Origin of the sequence: Methylobacterium sp. 13MFTsu3.1M2, from assembly GCF_900112625.1 — a bacterium.
Classification (GTDB): domain Bacteria; phylum Pseudomonadota; class Alphaproteobacteria; order Rhizobiales; family Beijerinckiaceae; genus Methylobacterium.
Map to the genome: position 1 here is coordinate 184,362 of NZ_FOMM01000004.1, position 22,760 is coordinate 207,121.

The 22,760-nt window shown below is 71.8% G+C and carries 23 protein-coding genes; 14 read left to right on the plus strand and 9 right to left on the minus strand.

Annotated elements, in window-relative coordinates:
• Window positions 1-71 precede the first annotated feature (71 nt).
• Window positions 72-1,607: a multiple monosaccharide ABC transporter ATP-binding protein gene (mmsA, locus tag BM314_RS04280; RefSeq protein WP_091977068.1), complete on the plus strand. Its 1,536-nt coding sequence runs from the start codon at window positions 72-74 to the stop codon at window positions 1,605-1,607.
• A 95-nt stretch (window positions 1,608-1,702) separates the two neighbouring features.
• A complete protein-coding gene (mmsB, locus tag BM314_RS04285) occupies window positions 1,703-2,830 on the plus strand; it encodes a multiple monosaccharide ABC transporter permease (RefSeq protein ID WP_244539843.1) in 1,128 nt (375 codons plus the stop codon).
• A gap of 211 nt (window positions 2,831-3,041) precedes the next feature.
• Here mmsB and BM314_RS04290 read toward each other — a convergent pair whose 3' ends face one another.
• Window positions 3,042-4,013 carry a polyprenyl synthetase family protein gene (locus BM314_RS04290; protein WP_026604982.1) on the minus strand — a complete coding sequence of 324 codons (972 nt, stop codon included), beginning with the start codon at window positions 4,011-4,013 and terminating at the stop codon, window positions 3,042-3,044.
• A gap of 155 nt (window positions 4,014-4,168) precedes the next feature.
• Between BM314_RS04290 and mtgA the strand changes: the two genes are divergently transcribed.
• Both mtgA and BM314_RS04300 read left to right on the plus strand, forming a co-directional pair.
• Entirely contained in the window at window positions 4,169-4,819 is a 651-nt protein-coding gene (gene mtgA / locus BM314_RS04295; protein WP_244539837.1) for a monofunctional biosynthetic peptidoglycan transglycosylase, read from the plus strand.
• Between the two features lie 62 nt (window positions 4,820-4,881).
• Window positions 4,882-5,526 carry a hypothetical protein gene (locus BM314_RS04300; RefSeq protein WP_091977071.1) on the plus strand — a complete coding sequence of 215 codons (645 nt, stop codon included), beginning with the start codon at window positions 4,882-4,884 and terminating at the stop codon, window positions 5,524-5,526.
• A 49-nt stretch (window positions 5,527-5,575) separates the two neighbouring features.
• Here the strand turns inward: BM314_RS04300 and BM314_RS04305 are convergent, their stop codons facing one another.
• On the minus strand, window positions 5,576-6,814 hold the full coding sequence (locus BM314_RS04305) for an argininosuccinate synthase (RefSeq protein WP_020093496.1): 1,239 nt from the start codon (window positions 6,812-6,814) through the stop codon (window positions 5,576-5,578).
• Window positions 6,815-7,026: 212 nt separating this feature from the next.
• Between BM314_RS04305 and BM314_RS04310 the strand changes: the two genes are divergently transcribed.
• From BM314_RS04310 to BM314_RS04340, 7 genes are all read left to right on the plus strand, one after another.
• Window positions 7,027-7,653: a 2-hydroxychromene-2-carboxylate isomerase gene (locus BM314_RS04310; RefSeq protein ID WP_091977073.1), complete on the plus strand. Its 627-nt coding sequence runs from the start codon at window positions 7,027-7,029 to the stop codon at window positions 7,651-7,653.
• A 129-nt stretch (window positions 7,654-7,782) separates the two neighbouring features.
• Window positions 7,783-8,481 (plus strand): DsbA family protein, encoded by a 699-nt coding sequence (locus tag BM314_RS04315; protein ID WP_091977075.1) that lies wholly within the window; start codon window positions 7,783-7,785, stop codon window positions 8,479-8,481.
• A gap of 216 nt (window positions 8,482-8,697) precedes the next feature.
• The gene (locus BM314_RS04320; RefSeq protein ID WP_020093499.1) at window positions 8,698-9,270 is read left to right on the plus strand and encodes a F0F1 ATP synthase subunit delta; all 573 of its coding nucleotides are present in this window, start codon (window positions 8,698-8,700) and stop codon (window positions 9,268-9,270) included.
• Window positions 9,271-9,324: 54 nt separating this feature from the next.
• Entirely contained in the window at window positions 9,325-10,857 is a 1,533-nt protein-coding gene (gene atpA / locus BM314_RS04325; protein WP_091977076.1) for a F0F1 ATP synthase subunit alpha, read from the plus strand.
• Between the two features lie 134 nt (window positions 10,858-10,991).
• The gene (locus BM314_RS04330; protein ID WP_056522491.1) at window positions 10,992-11,882 is read left to right on the plus strand and encodes a F0F1 ATP synthase subunit gamma; all 891 of its coding nucleotides are present in this window, start codon (window positions 10,992-10,994) and stop codon (window positions 11,880-11,882) included.
• Window positions 11,883-11,924: 42 nt separating this feature from the next.
• Window positions 11,925-13,379 carry a F0F1 ATP synthase subunit beta gene (gene atpD, locus BM314_RS04335; RefSeq protein ID WP_020093502.1) on the plus strand — a complete coding sequence of 485 codons (1,455 nt, stop codon included), beginning with the start codon at window positions 11,925-11,927 and terminating at the stop codon, window positions 13,377-13,379.
• A gap of 140 nt (window positions 13,380-13,519) precedes the next feature.
• Window positions 13,520-13,921 carry a F0F1 ATP synthase subunit epsilon gene (locus tag BM314_RS04340; RefSeq protein ID WP_020093503.1) on the plus strand — a complete coding sequence of 134 codons (402 nt, stop codon included), beginning with the start codon at window positions 13,520-13,522 and terminating at the stop codon, window positions 13,919-13,921.
• 7 nt (window positions 13,922-13,928) lie between these two features.
• Here the strand turns inward: BM314_RS04340 and BM314_RS04345 are convergent, their stop codons facing one another.
• From BM314_RS04345 to hrpB, 7 genes are all read right to left on the minus strand, one after another.
• Window positions 13,929-15,167, minus strand: a complete 1,239-nt coding sequence (locus BM314_RS04345; RefSeq protein ID WP_091977078.1) for a CCA tRNA nucleotidyltransferase — start codon at window positions 15,165-15,167, stop codon at window positions 13,929-13,931.
• Window positions 15,164-15,421 carry a DUF6111 family protein gene (locus BM314_RS04350; RefSeq protein ID WP_020093505.1) on the minus strand — a complete coding sequence of 86 codons (258 nt, stop codon included), beginning with the start codon at window positions 15,419-15,421 and terminating at the stop codon, window positions 15,164-15,166. Before BM314_RS04350 ends, BM314_RS04345 begins: the two co-directional genes overlap by 4 nt.
• A gap of 9 nt (window positions 15,422-15,430) precedes the next feature.
• On the minus strand, window positions 15,431-16,102 hold the full coding sequence (locus BM314_RS04355) for a CoA pyrophosphatase (protein ID WP_091977079.1): 672 nt from the start codon (window positions 16,100-16,102) through the stop codon (window positions 15,431-15,433).
• Window positions 16,099-16,683, minus strand: coding sequence for a DUF1285 domain-containing protein (locus BM314_RS04360; protein WP_091977081.1), 585 nt, complete (start codon window positions 16,681-16,683; stop codon window positions 16,099-16,101). The genes BM314_RS04355 and BM314_RS04360 overlap by 4 nt, the downstream gene beginning before the upstream one ends.
• A 90-nt stretch (window positions 16,684-16,773) precedes the next feature.
• Entirely contained in the window at window positions 16,774-17,997 is a 1,224-nt protein-coding gene (locus tag BM314_RS04365) for an SMP-30/gluconolactonase/LRE family protein (protein WP_091977082.1), read from the minus strand.
• Window positions 17,998-18,070: 73 nt separating this feature from the next.
• Window positions 18,071-18,496, minus strand: a complete 426-nt coding sequence (locus BM314_RS04370; RefSeq protein WP_091977084.1) for a PaaI family thioesterase — start codon at window positions 18,494-18,496, stop codon at window positions 18,071-18,073.
• A gap of 41 nt (window positions 18,497-18,537) precedes the next feature.
• On the minus strand, window positions 18,538-21,003 hold the full coding sequence (gene hrpB / locus BM314_RS04375; protein WP_091977086.1) for an ATP-dependent helicase HrpB: 2,466 nt from the start codon (window positions 21,001-21,003) through the stop codon (window positions 18,538-18,540).
• Between the two features lie 185 nt (window positions 21,004-21,188).
• Between hrpB and BM314_RS04380 the strand changes: the two genes are divergently transcribed.
• The 3 genes from BM314_RS04380 to BM314_RS04390 all read left to right on the plus strand — a co-directional run bounded on the left by BM314_RS04380 (window position 21,189) and on the right by BM314_RS04390 (window position 22,687).
• Entirely contained in the window at window positions 21,189-21,824 is a 636-nt protein-coding gene (locus tag BM314_RS04380; protein WP_091977087.1) for a carboxymuconolactone decarboxylase family protein, read from the plus strand.
• 150 nt (window positions 21,825-21,974) lie between these two features.
• Window positions 21,975-22,208 (plus strand): hypothetical protein, encoded by a 234-nt coding sequence (locus BM314_RS04385; protein ID WP_020093512.1) that lies wholly within the window; start codon window positions 21,975-21,977, stop codon window positions 22,206-22,208.
• A gap of 107 nt (window positions 22,209-22,315) precedes the next feature.
• Window positions 22,316-22,687 (plus strand): hypothetical protein, encoded by a 372-nt coding sequence (locus BM314_RS04390; protein WP_020093513.1) that lies wholly within the window; start codon window positions 22,316-22,318, stop codon window positions 22,685-22,687.
• Window positions 22,688-22,760 lie beyond the last annotated feature (73 nt).

The following is a 22,760-nucleotide window of genomic DNA, read 5'->3' on the forward strand; positions in this document are numbered from 1 at the left end:
CGCCCGATCCGATCCCCGCCGCGACGACCGTCGCGCGGGCCGAACGTGAAGTCCGAGCTGGTAGGCGCCGCATGCAGCCCATTCTCGAAATGCGGGGAATCACCAAGACCTTCCCCGGCGTGAAGGCCCTCTCCGACGTCAACCTGACGGTCGAGCCAGCCGAGATCCTCGCCCTGGTCGGCGAGAACGGCGCGGGGAAGTCGACGCTGATGAAGGTGCTGAGCGGCGTGTATCCCTACGGGTCGTACACGGGCGACATCACCTACGAGGGGCGGCCGGGCCGCTTCCGGGACATCACGGACAGCGAGCGCTTCGGCATCGTGATCATCCACCAGGAACTCGCCCTGGTGCCGTACCTGTCGATCGCCGAGAACATCTTCCTCGGCAACGAGCCGGCCCGGTTCGGGGTCATCGACCGGGATCGTGTCCAGGCCCGCGCCCGCGCGCTGATGGCGATGGTGGGGCTCGACGAGAGCCCCGACACCCTCGTCACCCATCTCGGGGTCGGCAAGCAGCAGCTCGTGGAGATCGCCAAGGCGCTCTCTAAGGAGGCGAAGCTCCTGATCCTCGACGAACCGACCGCGTCGTTGAGCGAGACCGACAGTGAGGCCTTGCTGCAGCTCCTGCTGCGCTTCAAGGCGCAGGGCATCGCCTCGATCCTGATCTCCCACAAGCTGAACGAGATCGCCAAGGTGGCCGACCGGATCACGGTCCTGCGCGACGGCAGCACCGTCGAGACCCTCGACTGCCGCGGCGGCGCGATCGACGAGGACCGCATCATCCGGGCGATGGTCGGCCGCACGCTGGAGAGCCGCTACCCGGTCCGCACGCCGCGGATCGGCGCAGTGCTGATGGAGGTGCGCGACTGGACGGTCCACCACCCCGTCCACGCCGACCGGGCGGTGGTGCGCGACGTCGACCTGAGCCTGCGCCGGGGCGAGATCGTCGGGATCGCGGGCCTGATGGGCTCGGGCCGGACCGAGCTCGCCATGAGCCTCTTCGGCCGGTCCTACGGCCGGGACATCCGGGGCACGGTCCGGATCGAGGGTGTCGAGGTCGACGTCTCGACCATCGACCGGGCGATCGCGGCCGGCCTCGCCTACGTCACCGAGGATCGCAAGCAGCTCGGGCTCGTGCTGGGCGAGGACATCGCCCGGAACACCACCCTGGCGAACCTGCCCGGGATCTCCACCGCCGCGGTGATCGACGAGGCGGCCGAGCACCGGGTCGCGACCGGCTACCGCACCAAGATGCGCATCCGCTCCGTCGGGGTGACGCAGCAGACCGTGAACCTGTCGGGCGGCAACCAGCAGAAGGTCGTGCTGAGCAAGTGGCTGTTCACCCGGCCCAAGGTGCTGATCCTCGACGAGCCGACCCGCGGCATCGATGTCGGCGCGAAGTACGAGATCTACGGCATCATCAACGAGCTGGCCGAGGACGGCCGCGGCGTCCTCCTGATCTCCTCGGAGATGCCGGAACTGCTCGGCCTCTGCGACCGCATCTACGTGATGAACGAGGGGCGCTTCGTGGGCGAATTCGACCGCGCCGAGGCCAGCCAGGAAGCGATCATGCGCGCCATCATGCGCTCCAGGGGGCCGAACGGATGACCGACATCACAGTGAGCAAGTCCGTGAGCCCCGGCAGCGACCTCATCCCGGCCGCCGCCGCGGGCGAAGTCCGGGCCGGGCGCGGCCGCCTGCCGATGGCGCAGCTGCGCGCCTACGGGCTCGTCGTCGCGCTGGCGGCGATCACGCTGTTCTTCGAGGTCGCGACGGGCGGCGTCCTGTTCCAGCCGCTGAACCTGACCAACCTGATCCTCCAGAACAGCTACGTCGTCGTGATGGCGCTCGGGATGCTGCTGGTCATCGTGGCCGGGCATATCGACCTGTCGGTCGGCTCGGTGGTCGGTTTCGTGGGGGCGCTCGCCGCCCTGCTGATGGTCCGCTTCCACGTCGACCCGTTCTCTGCGGCCCTCCTGTGCCTCGCGGTGGGCGCGGTCATCGGCGGTCTGCAGGGCTACTTCGTGGCCTACCTCGCCATCCCGAGCTTCATCGTCACCCTGGCCGGCATGATGGTGTTCCGCGGCCTGACGCAGGTGCTGCTGCAGGGGGCCTCCATCGGACCGTTCCCGGAGGTGTTCCAGCTCCTCGCCAAGGGCTTCCTCGTCAACGGCGCCGGACCCTGGACCGCCGTCCTGATCGCCGCCGCGCTGGTCGCGACGCTGACCGGGCTGAACTGGCGACGGCGGCAGGCGCGGCTGCGGAACGGGAGCCCGGCCGAGTCCCCGGCGGCGTTCATCGGCCGCAACGGCGTGACCGCCATCCTGATCCTGGCCTTCGCCTGGCAGATGAGCGCGTACCGGGGCCTGCCCAACGTGCTCCTCGCGCTGCTGGCGCTGGTGACGCTCTACGGCTTCGTGACGACGCGGACGACGATCGGGCGCCGGATCTACGCGCTGGGCGGGAACATCAAGGCCGCGCGCCTCTCGGGCATCAAGACCGAGCGGCTGACCTTCCTGACCTTCGCCAACATGGGCGCGCTGGCGGGCCTCGCCGGCATGATCTTCGTCGCCCGGCTCAACACCGCGAACTCGAAGGCCGGCGTCGGCATGGAGCTCGACGTGATCGCGGCCTGCTTCATCGGCGGCGCCTCGGCGGCGGGCGGCATCGGCAAGGTCTCGGGTGTCGTGATCGGCGCCTTCATCATCGGCATCATGAACAACGGCATGTCGATCCTGGGGATCGGCGTCGACTGGCAGCAGGTGATCAAGGGCGTCGTCCTGCTCGCCGCCGTGTGCCTCGACGTCCACAACAAGACCAACCGGCTCTGACCGGCGCCGCGCGCTCCGCGGCCCCGCCTCCGGTTCGGATGGCCCCGATCGGGACGGCGCGGGTCCGCCTCGCGGAGGGTGTCGATCCGGCGGTGCCGCGATCGCTTGTGGCGTGCCTCGCGTGGTCGTGGCGCAGTGTTCGCGGAGGTCGGGCCGCCGGGCCCGGCCCGGCCGCCCGAGGCGGCGGCCGGGTTTCCCCCGCCCGGCGCGATCAGGTCTTGCGGGCGACCGTGAAGCGGGCGGCGTCGCGCAGGACGCGGGCGCCCTCCCCCCAGGACGACACCGCGTCCTCGCAGACGCCGACGAGGCGGTCGCACTCGGCGCGGGCCCCGTCGATGCCGAGACGGTCGACGAGCGTCGCCTTGCCGGCATCCTTGTCCTTGCCGGTGGCCTTGCCCATGGCCTCGGGCGAGGCCTCCCGGTCGAGGATGTCGTCGGCGATCTGGAAGGCCTGCCCCAGGGCGAGGCCGTAGCGCAGGAGTGCGGCCTGCTGGTCCTTGTCGGCACCGCCGACGATCGCGCCGGCCTCCACCGAGAAGGCCAGGATCGCGCCGGTCTTCATCGCCTGCATCCGCAGGGTGTCGTCCACGTCCATGTTGGCCGCGCCGAACCGGCCCTCGGCGGTGAGGTCGAGGAGCTGGCCGCCGACCATGCCGCCGAGGCCCGAGGCCCGGGCGAGGCCGAGCACGAGGTCGGCGCGGATGCGCGCATCCGGCTGCCAGGTCGGGTCGGCCACGATCTCGAAGGCCAGCGTCTGCAGGGCGTCGCCGACGAGGATGGCGGTGGCCTCGTCGTAGGCCTTGTGGACCGTGGGCTTGCCGCGGCGCATGTCGTCGTCGTCCATCGCCGGCAGGTCGTCGTGGACGAGGCTGTAGCAGTGGACCAGCTCGACGCCGGCGCCGGCCGCCAGCGCGGCGGCCTCGGAGCCGCCGAGCATCCGGGCGGTCTCGATGGCCAGGAACGGCCGGAGGCGCTTGCCGCCGCCGAGCACGGCGTGCCGCATGGCCTCCATCAGGCGGGGCGGCCGCGCGATCTCGCCGGCGCCGACCGCGGGGCCGAGCCGCTCGACCAGGAAGGTCTCGACCGTGCCGGCGACCTCCGTCAACCTGTGGGTAAAATCGGCGGCCGGCGTGACTGCCTTGACCGAACCGGTCGGTGCCTGCGTTGAGGGGGTCGGGGTCATCGGGCTTACGTCCGGTCCTGGCCTTGCGAAAACCAATCGGGTGTCAGTTGGGCGGGGACGGACTCACGGTGGACGGGGCTCGACGCAGGCGGGAGACGGCAGGTCGCGACCTCCCGCTCGCGCGCCCGCGCCGTTCCCGTCGCGTCCGACAGCTTGTGGGAGCGCTGCTGCTGCTCCCCGCCGTCGGGTTCGTCCTCGCGCTGACGTTGGCGCTCGTCTATAGCGCGGTGATGCCGCCGTCGACCCTGATGCTGGGACGGTGGTTGACGCTTCAGCCGGTGAGTCGGGATCCGGTCCCGCTCTCCGCCATCGCGCCGGTCCTGCCGCAGGCGGTGATCGCCTCGGAGGATCAGCGCTTCTGCCTGGATCACGGGGTCGATTTCGGCGCGATCCGCGACGTGGTCGAGGACGAGGATTCCCCGAGCCGCGGCGCCTCCACGATCGCCATGCAGACGGTGAAGAACGTCTTCCTGTGGCCCGGCCGCTCCTACATCCGAAAGGCCATCGAGATCCCGCTGGCGCTGGCGCTCGACACGCTCTGGGGCAAGCGCCGGATGATGGAGATCTACCTCAACGTCGCCGAGTGGGGCGACGGGATCTACGGCGCGCAGGCCGCGAGCCGGCACTGGTTCGGCAAGGACGCGAGCCGGCTGACCCGCAACGAGGCCGCCCTGCTCGCCGCCGTGCTGCCGAACCCGATCACCCGCAGCGCCGGCCGGCCCTCTCCCGGGGTGCGCCGCCGGGCCGCGCGGATCCAGGCGATGATGGGACAGATCGACGGCCTCACGGGCTGCTTGCGGCGGTAGCAGGGGGCGACTCGCCTCTGTAAGACGGGCCTTCCAAGCGTGAGAGCCGGGACCGATACACGATGAGCGATGCCGTCTACGACCTGAGCCTGGAGCGCATCGCCCTGATCCGCCGGATGGTCGTCGCCTGGGACGGCGCCGAGCCGGGGGCGCCGACCATCCACCCGGCCGCCCCCTATGGCAGCCTCGACCGCGACGGCGACATCGCCAACGTCACCGGCGACGACGAGGGCGCCGAGGAGGAGCACCGGTCGCTCGAGGACGGCCTCGCCGTCTTCGTCCAGAACGGGCAGCTGAAGCCGGGCCGGTACCAGTACCACAACGGTCTGGCCAAGCTCGATCCGGGCGCCGTGGGCGACGTCTTCCGGGACGCGGCCACCGGCGAGACCCCGGACGTCATCACCTTCGCGGTGACGCCCGAGCACCTCGCGCTGATCCCGCAGCTGAATATCGGGTGGAACGCCGAGCAGGGGGTGCCGCGCGTCGACCCGGAGCGGCCCTACGGCGCGGACGGCGCCTACACCGCGGCGATGAAGCGCCTTCTCGCCGCCGTGCCGGGCGCGGCCGCGAACGACGACGAGGACGCGGAGACGCGGCTCGTGCGCCTCCATCGCGAATTGCAGCCGGCCCTGCAGATCTTCCTGCGCTACGCCGATCTCGGGCCCGGCGACTTCCGTCGGGCCGCCGAGCGCTGGCTCCCCGCCTGACGGCTACCTCCGGTCGCGGCCGCCCGCGCGGCGGCGACCGGCACCGGGCTCAGCCCTCGCGCTTCTTGCGCTGGGCCAGGGTGCGCAGGCGCAGGGCGTTGAGCTTGATGAAGCCCGCCGCGTCGCGGTGATCGTAGGCGACGGCGCCCTCCTCGAAGGTCACGAGGTCCTGGTCGTAGAGCGAGTGCGGACTCTCGCGGCCGATCACGTGGACGCCGCCCTTGTAGAGCTTCAGCCGCACCGTGCCGGTGACCTTCTCCTGGCTCTTGTCGATCAGGGCCTGGATCATCTCGCGCTCCGGCGAGAACCAGAAGCCGTTGTAGATGAGCTCGGCGTATTGCGGCATGAGCTGATCCTTGAGGTGCGCGGCCCCCCGGTCCAGCGTGATCGACTCGATGGCGCGGTGCGCCGGCAGCAGGATCGTGCCGCCGGGCGTCTCGTACATGCCGCGGCTCTTCATGCCGACGAAGCGGTTCTCCACCAGGTCGAGCCGGCCGATGCCGTTGGCGCGGCCGAGCTCGTTGAGCTTGGTCAGCAGGCTCGCGGGCGACAGAGCCTCGCCGTCGATCGAGACGGCGTCGCCGCGCTCGAACCCGATCGTGATGACCGTCGGCTGGTCGGGCGCCTCCTCTGGGGAGAGGGTGCGCGAGTAGACGTAGTCCGGCACCTCGACGGCCGGATCCTCCAGCACCTTGCCCTCCGAGGAGGCGTGCAGGAGATTGGCGTCCACCGAGAACGGGCTCTCGCCGCGCTTGTCCTTGGCGATCGGGATCTGGTGCTGCTCGGCGAAGGCGATGAGCTGCTCGCGCGAGCGCAGGTCCCACTCGCGCCAGGGCGCGATCACCGTGACGTCGGGCTTCAGCGCGTAGTAGCCGAGCTCGAACCGGACCTGATCGTTCCCCTTGCCGGTGGCGCCGTGGCAGACCGCGTCGGCGCCGACGCGCTCGGCGATCTCGATCTGCTTCTTGGCGATCAGCGGCCGGGCGATCGAGGTGCCGAGCAGGTAGACGCCCTCGTAGACGGCGTTCGCCCGGAACATCGGGAAGACGTAGTCGCGGACGAATTCCTCGCGCAGGTCCTCGATATAGATGTTCTCGGGCTTGATGCCGAGCAGCTCCGCCTTGCGGCGCGCGGGCTCCAGCTCCTCTCCCTGGCCGAGATCGGCCGTGAAGGTGACGACCTCGCAGCCGTAGGTGGTCTGCAGCCACTTCAGGATGATCGATGTGTCGAGGCCGCCGGAATAGGCCAGCACGACCTTCTTCACGGGGCTCTTCGCGGGAACGGACATGGGACTTCCGGAACTGGGCGAGGGATCTGGCTCGGCGTTTGCGGCTTATCGCGGGTGTCACCGGCCTGCAACCGGCGCGCCGCCTCGCGCGTAGCCGAGATGCCGGAGGATCGGCCGCGTTTCGCCTCACGACGGCCTTGCGGTTGTGTCAGAAACGGCGCGGGCGTTGCAGGTCGTCATCGCCGCGAGAGTGCATCGGAGAAGCGAAGTCTATGGCGCGCCAGCCAATTCTGGAGTTCTGGTACGAATTCGCCTCCACCTACTCCTACCTCGCGGCCATGCGCGTCGAGGCCGCCGCCGCCGAGGCGGACGTGGCGATCCGGTGGCGCCCCTTCCTGGTCGGGCCGCTCTTCGCCGCGCAGGGCTGGACCACCTCGCCGTTCAATCTCTACGCGGCCAAGGGCAAGAACATGTGGCGCGACGTCGAGCGCGAGGCCGCCAGCCTCGGCCTGCCGCCGGTGACGCGCCCCGCCCAGTTCCCGCAGAACAGCCTCAGCGCGGTGCGGGTCGCGATCCTCGGCCAGGACCAGCCGTGGCTGGTGCCGTTCTCGAAGGCGGTCTTCACCGCGAGCTTCGCCGAGGGCCGCTCGATCGCGGAGCCGGCGGCCGTCGCGGAGATCCTCGATTCGCTCGGGCTCGACGGCACGCAGACCGTGCGGGCCGCCGCCGCCGAGGCCAACAAGACGAAGCTGCGGGTCAGCGTCGAGGAGGCGCGCTCCCGCGGGATCTACGGGGCGCCGACGTTCCTGGTCGACGACGGCGAGCTGTTCTGGGGCAACGACCGGCTCGAGCAGGCCCTGGCTTGGGCGACCGGCGACCGGCCGAAGGGGCTGCGCTAGGCCGCGCCCGCCGCGCGGTAGCGCGACGTTCACGGCCGCTCGGCCATGAAACCGACTCGACCCCCTGGTTCTGGTCCGGCTCCGCTTCGGCGCGGCCGGAGCGGGACAGCGATGCCCCGGACGAGTCCCATGCCTGTTTCGAAGCCTGTCTCGCGACGTCTCCTGCTCGCCGCAGCCGCCACCTTCGGTGCCGGCCTGACCGGCGCCTCCGCGCAATCCTACGGCCAGCGGGTCGCGGTGACGGGCGACGACGGGCGCGCGGTGGCGAACTCGATCCTGCCGGGCGAGATCACCGGGCAGATCCCGGCCCTGCGCGGCGTGACCTATGTCGGGCCGCGGGATGCCGGGACCACGCTCTACGAGTTCTTCGACTTCAACTGCCCGTACTGCCGGAAGGCGGCCGCCGACGTGGTCGCCCTGCACGACAGCGATCCGGAGCTGCGGATCGGGCTTGTCCACAACCCGATCCTGTCGCCGCAATCCGCCCAGGCCGCCAAGGTGATGCTGGCGGTGCAGCGCAAGCTCGGCTCCGAGGCCGCGTGGCGCTTCTACCAGACGCTGCTGGGCAAGCCCGGCCGCATCGACGGGCCCGGCGCGCTCGCCGTCGCCGCCACGATGGGGATCCCGCAGGGGGAGGTCGAGGAGATCGCCGACAGCGAGGAGGTGCGCGCGGCGCTGAAGAGCCAGATGCGGATGGCCGCGGATCTCGGCCTCTACGCGACGCCGTCCTACGTGATCGGCAACAGCGGGATCCTCGGGCATCCCGGCGCCGGCGCCATGGCCAAGATGATCGCGAGCGTGCGGCGCTGCGACCGGCTCGCCTGCTGAGGCGGGACCCGCGTCACACTTCCGCCGTCCTGACGCGCAGCGACGGGCGCCTGCCGTGTTGCGCGCGGCCATGCTGGCATGCTAGGCGGTCGCCGCGCCGCGAGGACAGTTCTCGACCTGTCCGTTGCCGGCGCGATCCCACGTCCCGAACGGTCTCGCACCGCGCTCCAGCCGGAGCGCGCGGAGCGGACGGGCAACCAGAGAAGAGAGCGACGGGTGGCGCAGAACGGTTCCGAGGCTGGTCCCCTGGTCGCAGGCGTGGCGGGCCGGTACGCTTCCGCCCTGTTCGAGCTCGCGCGCGACGAGCGCCAGGTCGACGCGGTCGCCGAGTCTCTCGATCAATTCGACACGCTGCTGAAGGAGAGCGCGGATCTCCGCCGCCTCGTCCGCAGCCCGGTCTTCAGCGCCGAGGAGCAGGCGGCCGCCATCGGCGCCGTGCTCGACAAGGCGGGCATCGGCGGCCTCGCCGGCAATTTCATCCGCCTCGCGGCCTCGAACCGCCGGCTCTTCGCCCTGCCCGACATGATCGACGCGTTCCGGACCCTGGTCCAGGACTCGAAGGGCATCGTGCGCGCTCAGGTCCGGGTGGCCGAGAAGCCCTCCGACGCGGTGATCGAGGAGATCAAGGCGTCGCTGCGCGACATCGCCAAGGCCGATGTTGCCGTCGACCTCGTGGTCGATCCCAGCCTGATCGGCGGCCTCGTCGTGAAGATGGGCTCGCGCATGGTCGACGCCTCTCTCAAGACCAAGCTCAACGGTATCCGCCTCGCGATGCGGGCCGCGCGGTAAGCGCCCCCATCCGACCCGAACACGCATAGACGCATCAGCGACAGAGGCCCGAGTATGGACATCCGCGCCGCCGAGATCTCCGCGATCCTGAAAGAGCAGATCAAGAACTTCGGCGAGGAGGCCGAGGTCTCCGAGGTCGGGCAGGTCCTGTCCGTCGGCGACGGCATCGCCCGCGCCTACGGCCTCGACAACGTCCAGGCCGGCGAGATGGTCGAGTTCGAGTCGGGCGTGCGCGGCATGGCCCTGAACCTCGAGCAGGACAACGTCGGCATCGTGATCTTCGGCTCCGACCGCGAGATCAAGGAAGGCCAGACCGTCAAGCGGACCGGCGCCATCGTGGACGTGCCGGTCGGCAAGGGCCTGCTCGGCCGCGTCGTCGACGCCCTCGGCAACCCGATCGACGGCAAGGGCCCGATCCAGTCGACCGAGCGTCGCCGCGTCGACGTCAAGGCCCCGGGCATCATCCCGCGCAAGTCGGTGCACGAGCCGATGGCCACGGGCCTCAAGGCGATCGACGCCCTGATCCCGGTCGGCCGCGGCCAGCGCGAGCTGATCATCGGCGATCGCCAGACCGGCAAGACCGCAATCGCCCTCGACACGATCCTGAACCAGAAGCCGGGCCACACCGCCGGCGGTGACGAGAAGGCCAAGCTCTACTGCATCTATGTCGCTATCGGCCAGAAGCGCTCGACGGTGGCCCAGTTCGTGAAGGTCCTGGAGGACCAGGGCGCGCTGGAGTACTCCATCGTCATCGCCGCGACGGCGTCCGACGCGGCCCCGATGCAGTTCATCGCGCCGTTCGCCGGCTGCGCCATGGGCGAGTACTTCCGCGACAACGGCATGCACGCCGTGATCGTGTACGACGATCTCTCCAAGCAGGCCGTGGCCTACCGCCAGATGTCGCTGCTGCTGCGCCGCCCGCCGGGCCGCGAGGCGTATCCGGGCGACGTGTTCTACCTCCACAGCCGCCTGCTCGAGCGCGCCGCCAAGATGGGCGACGCCGCCGGCAACGGCTCGCTGACCGCGCTGCCGGTCATCGAGACCCAGGCCAACGACGTCTCGGCCTACATCCCGACCAACGTGATCTCGATCACCGACGGCCAGATCTTCCTCGAGACCGACCTGTTCTACCAGGGCATCCGCCCGGCGGTGAACGTCGGCCTCTCGGTGTCGCGGGTGGGCTCCTCGGCCCAGACCAAGGCGATGAAGAAGGTCGCCGGCAAGATCAAGGGCGAGCTCGCGCAGTACCGCGAGATGGCCGCCTTCGCGCAGTTCGGCTCGGATCTCGACGCCTCCACCCAGGCGCTCCTGAACCGCGGCTCGCGGCTCACCGAACTCCTGAAGCAGCCGCAGTTCTCGCCGCTGAAGATGGAAGAGCAGGTCGCGGTGATCTACGCCGGCGTGAACGGCTACCTGGACAAGATGCCGGTCAGCAAGGTCCGTCCCTTCGAGGATGCGCTGCTCAGCACCCTGCGGTCCAAGCACAAGGACCTGCTCGACTCGATCGCCGCCTCCAAGGACCTGTCGGACGAGAACGCCGGCAAGCTGAAGAGCGTCGTCGAGAGCGTCGCCAAGTCGATCGGCTGATGTGAGGCCCCTCCCCGCGGGGAGGGATCTTGGGTGGTGCGGGGGGATCCCGGTCCCCGCCGCACCGCCCGAACTTCCGGCTCCTTCCCGCCGAGGGAAGGAGAGGCCCATAGAACGGACCTGGACCTCACCCGATGGCGAGTTTGAAGGACCTGCGCAACCGCATCACCTCGGTGAAGGCGACGCAGAAGATCACCAAGGCCATGCAGATGGTCGCCGCCGCCAAGCTGCGCCGGGCGCAGATGGCCGCCGAGGCGGGCCGTCCCTACGCCGAGAAGATGTCGGCGGTGCTCGGCAACCTCGCGGGCAACCTCGTCGGCGGCGTCGGCGCCCCGCGGCTCCTGTCCGGGACCGGCTCCGAGCAGACGCACCTGCTCGTGGTGTGCACCGGCGACCGCGGCCTCGCCGGCGCGTTCAACTCGTCGATCGTCCGCCTCGCGGTGCGCGAGTACGCCCAGAAGCTCGCCGCCGAGGGCAAGACCGTCAAGATCATGACGGTCGGCAAGAAGGGCCTCGACGCGCTGCGCCGGCAGTACCGCGACCAGATCGTCGAGAGCATGGATATCCGCGGCAACCGCCCGGTGGATTACGAGTTCGCCGCCTCGATCGCCGACAAGATCCTGACCCGCTTCGAGAACGGCGAGTTCGACGTCGCGACCCTGTTCTACTCCGAGTTCCGCTCGGTCATCTCGCAGATCCCGACCGCGCAGCGCCTGATCCCCGCGGAGCTGCCGGCGGTCGACACGACCGCGAAGGCGGCGGCCGGCAACGCCGCCCTGGAATTCGAGCCGTCCGAGGAGGCGATCCTCGAGACGCTGCTGCCGAAGAACCTGACGGTGCAGATCTACCGGGCGCTCCTGGAGAACGCCGCCTCTGAGCAGGGCGCGCGCATGAGCGCCATGGACTCGGCGACCCGCAACGCGGGCGAGATGATCAAGAAGCAGACGCTGATCTACAACCGGACGCGTCAGGCCATGATCACCAAGGAACTCATCGAGATCATCTCGGGTGCGGAAGCCCTCTGAGGCACCGCGACCCGACCGCACAGCTTGAAGGGTAGGTTAACGATGGCGAACACCGCACTCCCCGGCACCGGCTCCAACAAGGTCGGCAAGATCACCCAGGTCATCGGCCCCGTGGTCGACGTGCAGTTCGAGGGCCACCTGCCCGAGATCCTGAACGCGCTGGAGACCAAGAACAACGGCGCCCGCCTCGTCCTCGAGGTCGCCCAGCAGCTCGGCGAGAACACCGTCCGCTGCATCGCCATGGACACGTCCGAGGGCCTGACCCGCGGCCAGGAGTGCACCGACACCGGCGAGCCGATCAAGGTTCCGGTCGGCATGAACACGCTGGGCCGCATCATGAACGTCATCGGCGAGCCGATCGACGAGGCCGGCCCGGTCCAGGCCGACACGTTCCGCGCGATCCACCAGCCGGCCCCCTCCTACGCCGAGCAGTCGACCGAGGCCCAGATCCTCGTCACCGGCATCAAGGTGGTGGACCTGCTCGCCCCCTACGCGAAGGGCGGCAAGATCGGCCTGTTCGGCGGCGCCGGCGTCGGCAAGACCGTGCTGATCATGGAGCTGATCAACAACATCGCCAAGGTGCACTCGGGCTACTCGGTGTTCGCCGGCGTGGGTGAGCGCACCCGCGAGGGCAACGACCTCTATCACGAGATGATCGAGTCCAAGGTGAACGTCGACCCGAAGGAGCACGGCTCCGCCGAGGGTTCGAAGTGCGCCCTGGTCTACGGCCAGATGAACGAGTCGCCGGGCGCCCGCTCGCGCGTCGCCCTGACCGGCCTCACGATCGCCGAGCAGTTCCGCGACGACGGCCAGGACGTGCTGTTCTTCGTCGACAACATCTTCCGCTTCACGCAGGCGGGCTCCGAGGTGTCGGCGCTCCTCGGCCGCATCCCCTCGGCGGTGGGCTACCAGCCGACGCTCGCCACCGACATGGGCGCCCTCCAGGAGCGCATCACCACCACGACCAAGGGCTCGATCACCTCGGTGCAGGCGATCTACGTGCCGGCCGACGACCTGACCGACCCGGCGCCCGCCGCCTCGTTCGCCCACCTCGACGCCACGACCGTGCTGTCGCGCTCGATCGCCGAGAAGGGCATCTACCCGGCGGTGGACCCGCTGGACTCGACCTCGCGCATGCTGTCGCCGGCGATCCTCGGCGAGGAGCACTACGACGTCGCCCGCCGCGTCCAGCAGACCCTGCAGCGCTACAAGGCGCTCCAGGACATCATCGCGATCCTGGGCATGGACGAGCTGTCCGAGGAGGACAAGCTGACCGTGGCCCGCGCCCGCAAGATCGAGCGCTTCTTCTCGCAGCCCTTCTCGGTGGCCGAGGTGTTCACCGGCTCGCCGGGCAAGCAGGTCGCCCTCGAGGACACCATCAAGGGCTTCAAGGGCCTGGTGAACGGCGACTACGACGACCTCCCGGAGGCCGCCTTCTACATGGTCGGCACCATCGAGGAGGCCCAGGAGAAGGCCAAGAAGCTCAAGGCCGCGTAAGACGACACCCCCTTCCCCGCGCGGGAAGGGGACAGAGGCCGCGCGGGCGACCCTGACCGGTGCCGTCCGCGCAGCCTTTTTCCGAGACGCTCCGCCCGCTTGGCGGGGCGCGCGCCGCCGATCCGGGAACACGTCAGGCCATGGCCACCTTCCACTTCGATTTCGTCGGCCCCGAGCGGACGCTGTATTCCGGCGAGGTGACCGCCGTTCAGCTGCCCGGCACCGAGGGCGAGATGACCGTGATGCCGGGCCACGCGCCCGTGCTGACCTCCCTTCGGGTCGGCGTCATCGTGATCACCGAGAGCCAGGGCAGCGGCAAGCGGATCTACGTCCGCGGCGGCTTCGCCGATATCGGCCCGACGGCCGTGACCGTGCTCGCCGAGCGCGCCGCCCCGATCGAGGAGCTGACGCACGAATCCCTCGACCGCGACATCGAGGCGATCGAGATGCAGCGCGACGCCACCGAGGACCTGCAGAAGCGCGAGGAGCTGAACGGCCAGATCGTCCAGCTCCAGGAGACCAAGGCGCTCCTGAAGCTCTGAGCCTCGTTCAGCGGGCGCTCTCCAGCGCTCGCGCCAGCAGGTCGGCCCGCGCTGCCGCGTCCGTCGGGCAGCCCCGCTCCAGCCAGATCCTCCGCGCCGCGGCCAGCCCGCGCCCGATCCCGGGCCCCGGCGCCACACCGGCCGCGACGAGATCCGCTCCCGCCAGGGGAAAGGCCGGCGACGCCCCCTCCCCCTCCAGGGCCCGCAGGGCCGCCCGCGCCGCCTCCGTCACGGCGGGCCGCGGCTCTCCGGCCAGGATCGCCAGCGCGTCGGCCAGGCACGACAGGCCGTGCTCCGCCGCCAGGGCCCGCGCCGCGACCGCGTCCAGCACCGCGCATCCGTGGAGATCGGCCAGCGCCGCGGCATAGCCGAGCAGCTGCCCGTGCTCGCTCTTCGACAGGCGCAGCCGCTCGCGCAGCCGGTCGGCGTCATGCCGGGCGCCGACGGCGAGGGCCGCGAGGCGCGTCACCGGAGGCAGGCCCGCGGCTGCGGCCCGTTCCAGCCGCCCGAGCTCCCCGACGCCGCCGGTGATCCGCGGCAGCAGCCCGGTCGTGCTCAGCGTCGTCACCATGGCCGCGCCGCCGGGGGCCGCGAGCAACTTCAGGAATTCCGCGCGCACGCGCTCGCGAGAGAGCCGGTCCAGGCTGTCACGCGCGGCCACACAGGCCGCCAGGGCCGCGGCGTCGGGCGCCCCGGCGCCGAACCGCGCATGGAAGCGGAAGAAGCGCAGGATCCGCAGCGCGTCCTCGCGGATCCGGGTCGCCGGGTCGCCGATGAAGCGCACCCGCCCGGCCGTCAGGTCGGGCCGGCCGCCCACCGGGTCGTGCAGAGTTCCGTCGGCGCCGAGGGAGAGCGCGTTGACGGTGAAGTCGCGGCGCTCGGCGTCGCGGAGGAAGTCGCTGCCGAAGCGGACGACGGCGTGACGCCCGTCGGTCTCGACGTCCTCGCGCAGGGTCGTGACCTCGATCGGCCCGTCCTCGGTCACCAGCGTGATGGTGCCGTGCTCGATGCCGGTCGGCACCGCCTTGAGGCCGGGCGCCCGCTGCGCCGCCCGCATCACCGCCTCGGGCCGGTGCGTCGTCGCCATGTCGATGTCGGCGGTCGGCGCGCCGAGGAGCGCGTCGCGGACGCAGCCGCCGATCAGGCGGGTCTCCGCGCCCGGCGCGTCCAGGGCCGCGAGGACGCGGCGGACGCCCGGGCGTTCGAGCAGGGCCGCCAGCCCCGCCGGATGGAGGGCGCGCCTCACCGGAAGCCACCGGGTACGAGGCGGCCGTTCTCCATGTGGGTCGGCACGTAGCCCCCGGGACGGCGCTCCGAGAACAGGCCCTCGTAGACGAGGGTGCCGATCACCACCGCCAGCCCGGCCAGGACCAAGCGGAACAGGTGCGCGTCCCAGTGCACCCGGCGCAGGGGATTGCGGCCGGACAGCAGCAGGTAGACGAGGAACAGCGCGAAGGGGATGAGGAAGAGGCCGAACTCTTCGAGGATGCGGCGGAGCATGCGGTCAGCCTAACGCGCTGCGCGGTCGGCGTCGCCCGGCGCCGCCTCCGGGTAGAGCCGTTCCCGCAGATTGTTCAGGATCCCGGCGGTGACGCCCCAGATCAGCCGCTCGCCGAAGGTCAGGGCGTAGAACCAGCGCTCGCGGCCCTGCCACGCGCGGGAGCGCAGGCGGTAGCGCTCCGGATCCATGAGGAACGGGAGCGGCACCTCGAAGACGTCGGCCACCTCGTCCGGGTTCGGCGTCAGGACCGCGCCGGGATCGACCAGGCCGATGACCGGGGTCACGAGGAAGCCGGTGCCCGAGAGGTACGGGTCGAGATAGCCGAGGAACCGCACCGCCTCGGGCGGTAGCCCGATCTCTTCGTAGGCTTCCCGCAGGGCCGCGTCCGCAGGCCCGGGATCGGAGGGATCGATCTTGCCCCCCGGCAGCGCCACCTGCCCGGAATGGTCGCGCAGATTGGCGGCCCGCATCGTCAGGATCAGGGTCGGACCGTCCGCGCGCGGCACGACCGGCACGAGGACGGCGGCCCGGCGGTGCGGCGGCGGCGGGATCACGGCCGTCCCGTCCGGATCGAGGCTGTGGTCGCCCCGGGGATTGGAGGTCGGATCGTCCGGTCCGGGCGGGTCCGGCGACAGGCCGGCGGCGGCGCGGGCGAGGAAGTCGGCGAGCGGCTCGCTCACGCGGCGGCGACCGGCGCGATCGTGTGGAAGGCGCCGCCGGCCCACAGGCCCAGCCAGGGCTTCCCGTCGACCAGACGCTCCTCGGCGAGGTCCACGAGGTCGTAGGTGAGCGCGCGGGTCACGAGCGCCCACAGCCCGCGGCGGACATGGAGGTAGGGCTTCAGCGCCCCGTCCGGCGCCTCCTCGAAGCGGAGGGCGTGCTCGGCGTCGACGCTCACCAGGTCGTCGACGTTGGTCCGGAACGAGACCCGCCGGTCCGCCCCGCTCCCGTCCACCGCCATCTCGACGGCCACGAAGGCCGCGTCGTCCACGGTGATGCCCACGCTCTCCACCGGCGTGACCAGGACGGTCCGGCCGTCCGGCTCGCGCCGCAGGATGGTGGCGAAGAGCTTGACCAGCTTGTCCCGTCGGATCGGCGAGTCGTTGTGGAACCACGTCCCGTCCGCGGCGATGCGGATGTCGATGGCGCCGCAATAGGGTGGGTCCCACCGCTCGACCGGCGGCAACCCGCGCTTCGGCAGATCCCCGAGGGCCGCGCTGAGGCGGCTCAAGGTCGGGTCGGGGGCGGGATCCTCGGTCATGCCCGTGACAGATAGCGTCGCGATGCCCGGTCAGCCATGGCCGAGAGGAGGATCGGCGCCGGTTCCGTCCCGGATCGCAGGTGCGCGATCCTAGGCCGGCCCGGCGCCCTGAGTATTCACCGTCAGGGCGTAGAGCGACTGGCTCGCCGCCATGAAAAGGCGATTGCGCTTGGGGCCGCCGAAGGTGAGATTCCCGCACACTTCCGGCAGGCGGATCCGACCGATGAGCTTGCCCTGGGGCGTCCAGACGGTGACGCCGTTGTAGCCCACGGCCCGGCCGGCATTGCTCGACACCCAGAGATTGCCGTCGACGTCGGTCCGCAGGCCGTCGGGCCCGCATTTCACCCCGTCCACGACGCAGTCCGAGAAGAGGCGCTTGTTCGAGAGCGCCGCCCCGGTCCCGACGTCGAAGGCGTAGATCTCGCCCTTGCCGCCCGGCCCGGTATCCCCCGGCCCCTTCCCGGTGGAGCAGACGTAGAGCGTCCGGTGATCGGGCGAGAAGCAGAGGCCGTTGGGGTCGGGCACCTCGTCGTCGGTGAGCACGCGGTCGACCCGGCCGGACGGGTCGATGCGGTAGACCGCGTTCGGGAGCGCGCGTCGCCGCGGGACGGCCCCGGCCGGCTGGCCGAGCCGCGGATCGAGATGGCCCCGCGGGTTGCTCGGACCGCCCTGTGCGTCGGGCAGGCCCTCGTAGAGCAGCGCGCCGTAGGGCGGATCGGAGAACCAGTACGCGCCGTCCGGGTGCTGGACGACGTCGTTGGGCGAGTTGAGCGGCTTGCCCTCGAACGAATCGGCCAGGACCGTGGCCGAGCCGTCGAGCTCGTAGCGGACGACGCGCCCGGTGGCGTGCTCGCAGCTGAGCTGCCGCCCCTGGCGATCGAAGCTGTTGCCGTTGGAATTGTAGCTCGGCATCCGGAAGGTGGAGACGTGCCCGTCCTCCTCCAGCCAGCGCATCTGCCGGTTGTTCGGGATGTCGCTCCAGACGAGATAGCGGCCGACGGCGTTCCAGGCCGGTCCCTCCACCCAGAGGGCGCCGGTCCAGAGCCGGCGGATGGCGCTGTTCGGCACGATGTAGGGCTCGAAGGCCGGGTCGACCGTGACGATGTCCGGATCGGTGAAGTAGGTGGTCGGGGCGGCGCCCGGCCGGAAGTCGCGCGGGGGACTCGTCACCGTGCTGGGCGGCGCGGGCTGCGCCGCCGCGTCGCCGGCCGTGACGGCGAGTGCTCCCAGGGCCGCGAGGATGGTGCGCCGGGACGGCGGGACATGCCCGCGCTCGGCCGCGATCCCGGATGCATCGGTCTGCGACGCTCGCATACGATCCTCCCCCGCGCATCCTGCGACGGGCCGCGACGCGCGCCGGCAGGCTAGGACACCTGTCCTGATCCGGTCAACTCGGCCGGCGCCGCAGGATCTTCCAGACGCCGTCCGCCGAGGCGAGGAGACGGGTACCGTCGCGGACGTCGCCGCGCATGAACACGAGGGAGCCCGTGCGCTTGACGACCTGCGGCCGGATCTCGATCCAGTCGCCGAGCCGGCCGACATCGATGAACTTCATCTCCAGCTGGATGGTCACGCAGTTGGCGCCGTCGGCGGCGCGCATCGCGGTCTCGCCGAGGGCGCGGTCGGCGAAGCTCATCAGCATGCCGCCGTGGACCACGCCGATCAGGTTGGCGTGCTTCTGATCGGCCTGGAACGCGTAGGCGCCGTCCGCGCCCCGGACATGCAGCGGCCCGACATGGGCGATGAAGCCCTTGTCCTCCACCAGCGTCCAGCCGTCGGCGGCGGGGTCGTGGGCATCCGTGTCGGTGGTCATCGCGTCGGGTCCGTTCGCGTCGAGGCTTCGTGAGGCGGTGATCAGGTTCCCCGGGGCTTCGCCCGGCGGGTCGGGGCCTCGCTGAGCGGGTCCTCCGGCCAGGGATGGCGCGGGTAGCGCCCGCGCATCTCGGACCGCACCGCCGCCCAGGAACCGCGCCAGAAGCCCGGCAGGTCCCGCGTGATCTGGATCGGCCGCTGGGCCGGCGACAGCAGGTGCAGGACCAGCGGCCGGCCGCCGGCCCTGGGATGCCGGTCGAGGCCGAACAGCTCCTGGACCCGGACCGCCAGCGCCGGTTCCTCGGCCGTGTAATCCACCGGGATGCGGGAGCCGGTCGGCACCTCGACATGGGTCGGCGCCTCCGCGTCGAGCCGGGCGCGCAGGTCCCAGGGCAGCAGGGCCTGGACGGCGTCCGTGAGGTCGCTCGCCGTGACCGACGCCAGGGCGGCGCGACCCAGCAGGGACGGTGCCAGCCACGTCTCCGCCGTGCGGGCCAGCGCGTCGTCCGAGAGGTCGGGCCAGGCCGCGCCCTCGGCGGCGTGGAGGAAGCTCACCCGGGCCCGCCACTGCGCCAGGGCCGGCGTCCACGGCAGGCGGTCGATCCCGAGATCGGCGATGCCGCGCGCCAGGATCGCGGCGCTGTCCGGGTCGGGCGGCACCGGCAGCGGCCGCGTCCCGAGACTGACCGCGCCGAGCCGCCGGACCGCGCGCGCCCGCAGGGCGGCCGCCTGCGGATCGAAGGCGATCTCGGTGCGCGATTCGATCCGGTCGGCGAACAGGCGCTCGATCGTCTCGGTCCCGATCGCGGCCGCGGCCAGGATCCGGGCGCTCCCGGCCGATCCGGCGAGGTCGGCGATCACCAGATGGGTCTCGCGGGCGAGCGGGCTCGCCGGATCGAGGCGCCCGGCCCGGCCGCTCGCCATCACGAACTCGCCCTCGCGGCCGCGCGTCCGGGCGACCCGGTCGGGATAGGCGAGTGCCAGGAGCGGCCCGGCGGCGGCCGGGCCGGCATCCGGACTCGCCGGCGCGTCGGCCCCGGCGATCCGGGCCCAGCCCTCGGCGAGCCGGCGCATGTCGGCGGCGCGCCCGCCCCGGTCGCGGCGGAAGCGCTCGACCCGCTCGTCGAGGTCGAGGCCGTCGCCGCCGAGGCCGCGCTCCACCAGCACGGCCGCGAGGTCGGCGGCGGGCCGCGCCTGACCGCTGCCGGCCGCGACCGTCACCATCCGGGCGAGCCGCGGCGGCAGAGGCAGCGCCCGCAGGCGCGCGCCGACCGGCGTCAGCCGGCCGTCGGCGTCGAGCGCGCCGAGTTCGGTCAGCAGGGCGCGCGCCTCCGCCAGGGCGGGCGCGGGGGGCGGGTCGAGGAAGGCGAGCGCAGACGGGTCGGTCACGCCCCAGGCGGCGCAGTCGAGAAGCAGCCCGGCGAGGTCCGCCGACAGGATCTCGGGCCGCGTGAACGGCTCCAGGGCGTTGGTGCCGGCCTCGGACCAGAGCCGCCAGCACAGGCCGGGCTCGGTCCGGCCGGCGCGGCCCCGGCGCTGGTCCACGGAGGCGCGGGAGGCGCGGGCGGTGACCAGGCGGGTCAGGCCGAGGCCCGGCTCGTAGACGGGGATTCGGGCCAACCCCGAATCGACCACGATCCGGACGCCCTCGATGGTCAGGGAGGTCTCGGCGATGCTGGTCGCGAGGACGACTTTCCGGGTGCCGGCGGCGGCCGGCGCGACGGCGCGGTCCTGCTCGGCGGGCGTCAGCGCGCCGTAGAGGGGGGCGAGCTGCACCTCGGGGCCGACCTTCTCGGCCAGGAGATCCGCGGTCCTGCGGATCTCCGCCTGCCCGGGCAGGAACACCAGGATCGAGCCCGGATCGGCCCGCAGGGCTCGCAGCGTGACCTCGGCGACCGAATCCTCGATCCGCCGGTTCGGATCGCGCTCGGCGTAGCGGGTCTCCACCGGGAAGGCGCGGCCCTCGGAGGCCACGACCGGGGCGTCGCCCATCAGCCGCGCGACCCGGGCGCCGTCGAGGGTCGCCGACATGACGAGGATCCGCAGGTCCTCCCGCAGGCCGCCCTGCGCGTCGAGCGCCAGCGCGAGGCCGAGATCGGCGTCGAGGGAGCGCTCGTGGAACTCGTCGAACAGGACGGCGCCGATCCCGGAGAGTTCCGGATCGTCCAGGATCATCCGGGTGAACACGCCCTCGGTGACCACCTCGATCCGCGTCCGCGCGGTGATCTTCGAGCCGAGGCGGACCCGCAGGCCGACCGTGCCGCCGACCGGCTCACCGAGCGTCTGCGCCATCCGGGCGGCGGCGGCCCGCGCGGCGAGGCGGCGCGGCTCCAGCAGGATGATCTTGCGCCCGTCGAGCCAGGGCGCCGCGAGGAGGTCGAGGGGCACGCGGGTCGTCTTGCCGGCGCCGGGGGGCGCCACCAGGACGGCGGCGTTCCGCGCCGCGAGCGCGCGGCGCAGATCGGGGAGCGCCGCCTCGATCGGCAGCACGGGAGCGGGACCGGCCATCGCGGCCGCTGATGGCGCGGCGCGGCGCCGAGCGCAACCGGTCCGAACCCGGCTCCGCGACGCGCCGGGCCTTCCGCTGACGCCGCGCGGGATTCGATACGGGCTTTCCCGCCCGGGCCCTGGCGGCCGCGCGCCGCCGCCGTAATCGTGCGGCGCGACTGCACAGATCCAACGGGAGCGAAACCATGACCCGCCGCCGCCGCGCGCTGACCCTTGCCGCCCTCTCCCTGGCCCTGCCGTTGGCGACCGCCGCGGCGCGGGCGCAGGACCGGCTGCCGACCATCCCGCCCCAGGACTACACCCCCGAGCAGAAGCAGGCGGCCGAGGCCTTCGCGCAGGCCCGCGGGAAGCCGCCCTTCGGGCCGTTCGAGCCGCTCATGTACTCGCCGGAGGTGATGACGCTCGCCCGGTCGATGGGCGACTACCTCCGGTTCAAGCCGAAGATCGGAACCACGCTCTCGGAGCTGGTGATCCTGATGACCGCCCGTCGCTGGACGCAGGATTACGAGTGGTACGTCCACGCGCCGATCGCCGAGAAGGCCGGCATCGCCCCCGAGATCATCGCGGCGATCCGCGACGGCCGCCGGCCGGCCAGGATGAGCGAGGACGAGACCCTCGTGTACGATTTCACCGCCGAGCTCCAGGACACGAAGCGCGTCTCCGACGCGACCTTCGCGCGCGCCGAGGCCCGGTTCGGCAAGCCCGGCGTCGTCGATCTGGCGGCGATCTCGGGCTACTACACGTTCCTGGCGATGGAGCTGAACGCGGCCCGCTACCCGATTCCCGCTGACGGCAAGCCGCTGCCGCGCATGCCCGAGTGAGCCGGCTTATCCACAGTCGTCCGGCAGCGGAAACAGTGTTGTCCACAGGGTTTGGCCGGTCACGCGCGGCCGGCTCGGCCGCCGTTGACGGAACGTTAACCCTTATGGCTTGTTCTCTTTTCGTTCCCGGACGCGACGAAGGAGAACCCGATGCTGACCCAGGTCCTGGCCCAGCGCGACGATCACGTATGCCCCGTCGAGGCGATCAGCACCGCGTATCTCGGCTTCGCGGGCGGCGATGCCGGGATCGCCCTGCGCTGCGCGATCGCCGACGCCCTGTCCGACCTGATGGAGGCCGAGCGGCGCACGCGCGAGCGCAGTCGCCTGATCTCCCGAGGCTACATCCGCACCGCCCCCGACACGGAGGCCGGACCGGCAAGCTGAACCGTGGCTGCAGGCCGGCTTCAGCATCGGTGCAGCGCGGGCGCGGCATTGTCCCTCGTGTGATCCGGGGCGCCGCAGGCGCTCCCCGCACCCACCGGAGACAGGTCATGACACGCATCGCTCTGCTCTCGGCCGCCGCGCTGATCGGCGCGGGCACCCTGGCCTCCACCGCCGCCGAGGCCCGCGGCGGCGGCGCCATCGCGGCCGGCATCATCGGCGGCCTCGCGGCCGGCGCCCTGATCGGCGCTGCGACCCAGGCCCACGCGGCGCCCGGCTACGGCTACGGATACGCGGATTACGGCTACGCCCCGGCTCCCGTGGTCGTGCGGCGGCCCCCGGTCTACCGCGTCTACGAGGAGGACGCGCCGGTCTACGCCACCCGCCGCACCGTGACCTACGAGCGGGTCCCGGTCGGCTACGGCCCCGCCCGCCACTGGGGCGGGGATTACGAGGGCGGCTACGGCTATCGCGGCTGGTGAGCCGGGGGTTGCGCCCGGCGCCGTGACGGCGCCCGGGCGCGTGGCTTAAGACGGTGGGGGCGCCGACCGAATC

What these genes read in the sequence shown, in the direction of transcription:
- mmsA (WP_091977068.1), top strand. Translation starts at nt 72, where the DNA reads ATGCAGCCCATTCTCGAAATGCGGGGAATCACCAAGACCTTCCCCGGC.
- mmsB (WP_244539843.1), top strand. Translation starts at nt 1,703, where the DNA reads ATGGCGCAGCTGCGCGCCTACGGGCTCGTCGTCGCGCTGGCGGCGATC.
- BM314_RS04290 (WP_026604982.1), bottom strand. Translation starts at nt 4,013, where the DNA reads ATGACCCCGACCCCCTCAACGCAGGCACCGACCGGTTCGGTCAAGGCA.
- BM314_RS04300 (WP_091977071.1), top strand. Translation starts at nt 4,882, where the DNA reads ATGAGCGATGCCGTCTACGACCTGAGCCTGGAGCGCATCGCCCTGATC.
- BM314_RS04305 (WP_020093496.1), bottom strand. Translation starts at nt 6,814, where the DNA reads ATGTCCGTTCCCGCGAAGAGCCCCGTGAAGAAGGTCGTGCTGGCCTAT.
- BM314_RS04310 (WP_091977073.1), top strand. Translation starts at nt 7,027, where the DNA reads ATGGCGCGCCAGCCAATTCTGGAGTTCTGGTACGAATTCGCCTCCACC.
- BM314_RS04315 (WP_091977075.1), top strand. Translation starts at nt 7,783, where the DNA reads ATGCCTGTTTCGAAGCCTGTCTCGCGACGTCTCCTGCTCGCCGCAGCC.
- atpA (WP_091977076.1), top strand. Translation starts at nt 9,325, where the DNA reads ATGGACATCCGCGCCGCCGAGATCTCCGCGATCCTGAAAGAGCAGATC.
- BM314_RS04330 (WP_056522491.1), top strand. Translation starts at nt 10,992, where the DNA reads ATGGCGAGTTTGAAGGACCTGCGCAACCGCATCACCTCGGTGAAGGCG.
- atpD (WP_020093502.1), top strand. Translation starts at nt 11,925, where the DNA reads ATGGCGAACACCGCACTCCCCGGCACCGGCTCCAACAAGGTCGGCAAG.
- BM314_RS04340 (WP_020093503.1), top strand. Translation starts at nt 13,520, where the DNA reads ATGGCCACCTTCCACTTCGATTTCGTCGGCCCCGAGCGGACGCTGTAT.
- BM314_RS04350 (WP_020093505.1), bottom strand. Translation starts at nt 15,421, where the DNA reads ATGCTCCGCCGCATCCTCGAAGAGTTCGGCCTCTTCCTCATCCCCTTC.
- BM314_RS04360 (WP_091977081.1), bottom strand. Translation starts at nt 16,683, where the DNA reads ATGACCGAGGATCCCGCCCCCGACCCGACCTTGAGCCGCCTCAGCGCG.
- BM314_RS04365 (WP_091977082.1), bottom strand. Translation starts at nt 17,997, where the DNA reads ATGCGAGCGTCGCAGACCGATGCATCCGGGATCGCGGCCGAGCGCGGG.
- BM314_RS04370 (WP_091977084.1), bottom strand. Translation starts at nt 18,496, where the DNA reads ATGACCACCGACACGGATGCCCACGACCCCGCCGCCGACGGCTGGACG.
- hrpB (WP_091977086.1), bottom strand. Translation starts at nt 21,003, where the DNA reads ATGGCCGGTCCCGCTCCCGTGCTGCCGATCGAGGCGGCGCTCCCCGAT.
- BM314_RS04380 (WP_091977087.1), top strand. Translation starts at nt 21,189, where the DNA reads ATGACCCGCCGCCGCCGCGCGCTGACCCTTGCCGCCCTCTCCCTGGCC.
- BM314_RS04385 (WP_020093512.1), top strand. Translation starts at nt 21,975, where the DNA reads ATGCTGACCCAGGTCCTGGCCCAGCGCGACGATCACGTATGCCCCGTC.
- BM314_RS04390 (WP_020093513.1), top strand. Translation starts at nt 22,316, where the DNA reads ATGACACGCATCGCTCTGCTCTCGGCCGCCGCGCTGATCGGCGCGGGC.